The 5,897-nt window shown below is 62.5% G+C and carries 9 protein-coding genes; 8 read left to right on the top strand and 1 reads right to left on the bottom strand.

The annotated features are described in order from the left end of the window. On the top strand, positions 1-185 hold a 185-nt coding region (locus BGO62_RS13800), incomplete at its 5' end, for a DUF2970 domain-containing protein (protein WP_296643518.1). Positions 186-215: 30 nt separating this feature from the next. Beyond that, complete coding sequence (locus tag BGO62_RS13795) at positions 216-1,082, top strand: cytochrome c oxidase subunit 3 (RefSeq protein WP_296642968.1); 867 nt, start codon at positions 216-218, stop codon at positions 1,080-1,082. 92 nt (positions 1,083-1,174) lie between these two features. Here BGO62_RS13795 and BGO62_RS13790 read toward each other — a convergent pair whose 3' ends face one another. Next, complete coding sequence (locus BGO62_RS13790) at positions 1,175-1,375, bottom strand: twin transmembrane helix small protein (protein ID WP_296643516.1); 201 nt, start codon at positions 1,373-1,375, stop codon at positions 1,175-1,177. A gap of 48 nt (positions 1,376-1,423) precedes the next feature. Between BGO62_RS13790 and BGO62_RS13785 the strand changes: the two genes are divergently transcribed. From BGO62_RS13785 to BGO62_RS13760, 6 genes are all read left to right on the top strand, one after another. Further along, positions 1,424-2,185 (top strand): SURF1 family protein, encoded by a 762-nt coding sequence (locus tag BGO62_RS13785; protein WP_296643515.1) that lies wholly within the window; start codon positions 1,424-1,426, stop codon positions 2,183-2,185. Positions 2,186-2,193: 8 nt separating this feature from the next. Further along, positions 2,194-2,757 (top strand): hypothetical protein, encoded by a 564-nt coding sequence (locus tag BGO62_RS13780; protein ID WP_296643513.1) that lies wholly within the window; start codon positions 2,194-2,196, stop codon positions 2,755-2,757. A 15-nt stretch (positions 2,758-2,772) separates the two neighbouring features. Next, on the top strand, positions 2,773-3,756 hold the full coding sequence (locus BGO62_RS13775; RefSeq protein WP_296643512.1) for a COX15/CtaA family protein: 984 nt from the start codon (positions 2,773-2,775) through the stop codon (positions 3,754-3,756). A gap of 2 nt (positions 3,757-3,758) precedes the next feature. After that, on the top strand, positions 3,759-4,655 hold the full coding sequence (cyoE, locus tag BGO62_RS13770) for a heme o synthase (RefSeq protein ID WP_296643511.1): 897 nt from the start codon (positions 3,759-3,761) through the stop codon (positions 4,653-4,655). Positions 4,656-4,737: 82 nt separating this feature from the next. Further along, entirely contained in the window at positions 4,738-5,202 is a 465-nt protein-coding gene (locus tag BGO62_RS13765) for an Rrf2 family transcriptional regulator (RefSeq protein ID WP_296643509.1), read from the top strand. After that, positions 5,199-5,792, top strand: a complete 594-nt coding sequence (locus tag BGO62_RS13760; protein ID WP_296640827.1) for an SCO family protein — start codon at positions 5,199-5,201, stop codon at positions 5,790-5,792. The genes BGO62_RS13765 and BGO62_RS13760 overlap by 4 nt, the downstream gene beginning before the upstream one ends. Positions 5,793-5,897: the final 105 nt, after the last annotated feature.

Genomic DNA, 5,897 nt, shown 5'->3' with positions numbered 1-5,897 from the left:
GTCATCTCACGGCCGCGCTCGCCGTGTTCTGGAGCTTCTTCGGCGTGCGCAAGCGGCGCGATTACGATGCCGATGCGCAAAACCTGAGCCCGGCGCAGATCGTCGTCGCAGGACTGGCCGGCGGAGTCGTGTTCGTGCTGACGGTGTTGCTGGCGGTCTATCTGATAGTGCAGTTCGTGAAATGAAGGGTCAACGGACAAGGGGGAGGGGAAGACATGAGCCTGGCACAAACCGATAAATATTATCTGCCGCAACCTTCGCTGTGGCCGATCGTCGGCTCGGTCGCACTGCTGCTGATGGCCGTGGGCGGCGTCATGACCATACGCGGGGTCGACAACGGCGGCTGGGTGCTGCTGGCCGGTGTGGCGATCCTGCTGTTCATGATGTTCGGCTGGTTTGGCGAAGTCATCCGCGACAGCGAGGCGGGGCGCTACAACAAGCAGGTCGACTCGTCGTACCGCTGGTCGATGAGCTGGTTCATCTTTTCCGAGGTGATGTTCTTCGCCGCCTTTTTTGGGGCATTGTTCTACACCCGCGTGCTGTCGGTACCCTGGCTCGGCGAGGGCGACACCATGCGGCAGTTGTGGCCGGCATTCCAGGCCGCCTGGCCTACCGCGGGGCCGGGGCTGGCGGCGGACGGGCTCAAGTTCACCCCGATGGGCGCCTGGGGGATTCCGGCCATCAATACCCTGTTGCTGCTGAGTTCCGGCGTGACCGTGACCTGGGCGCACTGGGGACTGAAAAAAAACAATCGCCGGCAACTGGTTTCAGGCCTGGTGATGACGGTGGCTCTGGGGGCGACTTTCCTGGGCTTGCAGGTCTACGAATACCACCATGCCTATACCGAATTGGGGCTGACCCTCGGCGCCGGCGTCTACGGCGCCACCTTCTTCATGCTGACCGGCTTCCATGGCTTTCACGTTCTGGTGGGAACGACGATGCTGCTTGTCATGCTGCTGCGTTCGATCGCCGGCCATTTCACGCCTGACCACCACTTCGCGTTCGAGGCGGTATCGTGGTACTGGCACTTTGTCGATGTGGTGTGGGTGCTGCTGTTCATCCTGGTTTACTGGATGATCTGAGTCATCCGCAAGGCAGGCGCGCAAACCGTCCAGGCCGTGCTTCTCGAATCGAATAAAAATCCTGGGGTGCGGCTTTTTATTGAGGCATCGGGTCAGCGCAGCCCGCTTTGCGGGATGACTCCGAAGTAATATCCGCCCATCAGCAAGAGGAACAGGATGAGCGAGAGCGCAACGCGCACGGTGAGCATTTTGACGGTGCGATCGGACTGCCCCTTGTCCTTGATGAGATAGTAGAGCGCGCTGGCAAGGCTGGCCAGGATGAAGACAATGAAAAGCAGGGCAATGATGCGCATGGAAAAAGCGGCTCGGCAAAATCCCAGTCTAACTGCATCGCTCCGCCCATGCACTTGCTGAAACTGCGTATCGGATCATGGCGCTTTGCCCCGACCTTGTGGCCTACCCTGGCCGCGCTGTTCTTCTTTGCATTGACGCTGGCGCTCGGCAACTGGCAAAGCGGACGCGCCGAAACCAAGCGCACCCTGCAGGCGCGTTACGATGCGGCGCTGCGCGAACCCCCCATCCACGTCGGCGGCGCACTGCTCGACCGCGACAGCGTGCTGTACCGCAAGCTGGAAGCACGGGGCGTATTTGACGATGCGCACACCATCCTGCTCGACAACCGGGTGATGAACGGCGTCGCGGGTTACCACGTGCTGACGCCGCTCAGAATCGACGGCAGCGCAACCGCCATTCTGGTCAATCGCGGCTGGGTGGCGGCGGGGCGCACCCGCGAGCAGATTCCGCTGCCGCCGGTGCCCGCGGGCAGGGTGAGGCTGGAAGGCATGGCAGTCGACCCGCATACCCGCTATGTCGAACTGGCGCATGCCGCGCCACAGGGGCGGGTCTGGCAGAACCTCGACTTTGCGCGTTATGCGAGCGCCAGCGGGCTGAGGCTGCAACCGGTCCTGCTGTTGCAGACCAGTGCGCAGAATGACGGCTTGCAGCGCCACTGGCCGCGCCCCGACAGCGGGGTCGGCATGCACGTCGGCTATGCTTTCCAGTGGTACAGTCTGGCAACGACGCTGGCGATTTTGTGGCTGGTGATGAATGTGAAACGTCAGCGTGCCGGCGACGTGAACTCCCCGTCCCGAAACACAATTTAGTCAGCCCCATGCAATTGACCCAGCGCAGTAAATTCCTGTTGTTGATCGGCGTGTTCGTGATGCCGGTGGCAGCCGCCTACCTGGCTTACTTCGGCTGGCGCCCGGCGGGCCACGCCAATTACGGGGATCTACTCAAGGTCGTGCCCTTGCAGCAGACGGCGGGGACGGCGCTCGATGGCAGGCCCTTCAGTCTGGATGCGCTGCGCGGCAAATGGGTGATGGTGCACGTGGGAGCGCCACGCTGCGACGCAGCGTGCGCGCAGCAGCTGTATCTCATGCGGCAGACGCGGATCGCGCAGGGCAAGGAACAGTCCCGGGTGGAGCGGCTGTGGGTGCTGACCGGCACCGGCGCACCCGCGGCGGCGCTGTTGCACGAGCATCCCGGTCTGCATGTGTGGCGGCCGGACAATCCGGCTTTCGTTGCCCAGTTTCCCGCTGGGCAGAATCGGGCTGGGCATGTCTATCTGGTCGACCCGCTGGGCAACCTGATGTTGCGCTTTCCTGCCCAGGTCGATGCCAAGCGCATGATGAAGGACCTCAAGCTCCTGCTCAAGGCTTCCCAGATAGGCTGATTCGGGCAACTGACCATGGCGACATACCGCAATTTCATTCTGGCTGCGTTGATCCTCGCGTTCGGGGTCGTGAACCTGGGGGCTTACGTTCGCCTTTCCGATGCCGGCCTGGGCTGCCCCGACTGGCCCGGCTGCTATGGCAAGCTGACGCCACATCATGCGGTTGATGCGATCAACGCCGAACTCGCCGTGCGCCCTGATGGCCCGGTCTCGCACGCCAAGGCGTGGAAGGAAATGGCGCATCGCTACTTTGCCGGCACGCTGGGGCTGCTGGTCCTGGCCATTGCCGTGCTGGCCTGGCGCGGGCGACGCGAGACGAACGGCGGCCCCGCCCTGCCTGCGGCATTGCTGGCGCTGATCGTATTTCAGGCGTTGCTGGGGATGTGGACGGTCACCCTGTTGCTCAAGCCGCTGATCGTCAGCGCGCATCTGCTGGGGGGCATGGCCACGCTGTCGCTGCTGGTGTGGCTGTGGCTGCGCGAACGCGGCCGCTTCAGCCACGCCTATTTTGCACGGGTCGACCATTTGCGCCGCAGCGCGGCGTTCGGGCTGGCCCTGGTGGTAATGCAGATTGCGCTGGGAGGCTGGGTGAGCACCAACTATGCAGCGCTGGCGTGCACCGATTATCCCCTGTGCCAGGGAATGTGGATGCCGCCGATGGACTTCGAGCATGCGTTCACGCTGCACCGCGAACTGGGCGAAACCGCTTCCGGTGAACTGTTGCCGCTGACGGCGCTGACGGCCATCCATTGGACGCACCGGACCATGGCCTTGATCGTGGTAGCGTATCTGGGCTGGCTGGTGCTGCGCCTGCTGCGCACCCCGGGTTACGCCGGCATGGGGGTGGCCGTGGCGGGGCTGCTGGCGCTGCAGGTTGCGCTGGGCATCGCCAATGTCCTGCTCGGCCTGCCGCTGGCGATAGCGGTTTCCCACAATGCCGGCGCGGCGCTGCTGCTGGCCAGCCTGGTGGCGCTGAACTATCGGGTACGCAGGAGATGAGCATGGAATCCTTGATGATTCAGGGCACGGCCTGCCGCTGCCGGCAGTTTCTGGCGCTATGCAAGCTGCGGGTGGTCAGCCTGGTCGTGTTCACGGCGGTGATCGGCATGTTTCTCGCCGTGCCGGGCTGGCCAGGCTGGAATGCGCTGTGGGCGGGGACGCTGGGAATCGCGCTGGTGGCGGGCGCAGCGGCGGCGTTCAATTGCCTGATCGAGCAGAAAATCGACGCCGTCATGGCGCGCACGCGCGCGCGCCCGCTGCCCCGCGGCGAGCTCACCCGCACGCAGACACTGGTGTTTGCCGGTGTGGTGGGAGGCGCCGGACTCTACCTGCTGAACGTTTTTGTCAATCCGCTCACCATGTGGCTCACGCTGGCCACCTTTGTCGGCTATGCCGTCATTTATACCGTCGTGCTGAAACCGGCCACACCGCAGAACATCGTGATCGGCGGGGCTTCCGGCGCCATGCCGCCGGTGCTTGGTTGGGCGGCGGCCACCGGCGAAATCCACCATGATGCCTTGCTGCTGTTTCTGATCATTTTTGCCTGGACACCGCCGCATTTCTGGGCGTTGGCGCTCTACCGGCGCGAGGAGTACGCCAAGGCCGGACTGCCGATGCTGCCGGTGACGCACGGCGAAGCCTATACCCGCCTGCATGTGCTGCTTTACACCCTGCTGCTGTTTGCCGTCACCATGCTGCCGGTCGGAACCGGCATGGGTGGCTGGATTTATCTGCTTGGTGCGGTGTTGCTGGGAGGCCGCTTCATCCAGTACGGTTGGCGGCTCTACCGCCAATACAGTGACGCCCTGGCGAAAGAAACTTTCCGTTATTCCATCTGGTATCTGAGCGCGTTATTCGCGATCATGCTGGCCGACCACTATTTTCGAATACCCGTTTGATTTATATGGGTAATTAGGTCTGTATCTGGATATTAGGACAGGATTGTTTTATATTGTGCCAATTCCCTCACAGGGGCACGAGATGATCCTCTCCCGAACCAGTCAATATGCCGTGCAGGCGCTGATCTACATGGCCACCCAGCCAGGCGCCACGCCCGTGCTGAACAAGGATATCGCCGCGGAACTCGGCGTGCCTGCGCCCTATCTGGCAAAAATCCTGCAAAGCCTGGCCAAGGGCAGCCTGCTGTTTTCCTTTCGCGGCCGTTTGGGCGGTTTCTGCCTGCGCGAAGACGGCGACAAGATCACCTTGATGCAGATCCTGCTGCTGACCGAAGGGCCGGCGTTTACCCAGAGTTGCCTGCTGGGGCTGAAGAAATGCAGCGACGAAACCGCCTGTCCGCTGCATTTCCGTTGGGTTCCGGTAAAGAAAAAAATCATCGACCTGCTGCAGGAGACGACACTGGAAAAACTGGCGAAGGCCGTTGAATCCGGCAAATACCGCCTGGCCGACGTTCCGGGGCAGCTGTTCGAGCAGATCAAGGCGTGACCGGCTGGCTGGCCGCAGCCGGCGTCGCGGCTGCGCTCGCACTGGCGGGCTGCCAGCCCGCCCCGCAACCCCCGACATTCCTGGCGACCGATATCACCGGTGCCGCCTTCGCGCGCGATTTCAGGCTGACCGACCACAATGGCAGGGTGCGCACGCTGGCGGATTTCAAGGGCAAGGCCGTAGCCATTTTCTTTGGCTATATCCACTGTCCGGATGTCTGCCCCACCACGCTGTCGGATTTTGCGGCCGCATTGCAGCAACTGGGGCAGCAGGCCGACCGGGTGCAGGTGATTTTCGTGACGGTGGACCCGCAGCGCGATACCCCGGACCTGCTGAAGCAGTTTGTGCCGGCCTTCAACCCGAGCTTTCTGGGCATGGTCGCCGACGCGGACACGCTGAGGCGGCTGGCGAAGGAATACAAGGTGGTCTATCAAAAAACCGCGGTCAAGGCGGCGGACGACTATTTGATCGACCACAGTGCCGGAACCTATGTCTATGATCCAAATGGGCGTTTGAGGCTGCTTGTGCCTTACGGAAGCAGCCCAGACGCGATCGCGCAAGACTTGAAGACGCTATTGGCCGCATCCTGAACAGGGTTTTTCAGCTTGCGGGCTGATGGCCCGGCGTCATATAATCCCGCAGTTTTTTAATATAAGCATATGCTGCTTGAGCGCGGCGATACGCGCTATTTCGGA

Source organism: Thiobacillus sp. 65-1402 (assembly GCF_001897685.1).
Lineage (GTDB): Bacteria > Pseudomonadota > Gammaproteobacteria > Burkholderiales > Thiobacillaceae > Thiobacillus.
This window is presented reverse-complemented; position numbering and strand designations above follow the sequence as displayed.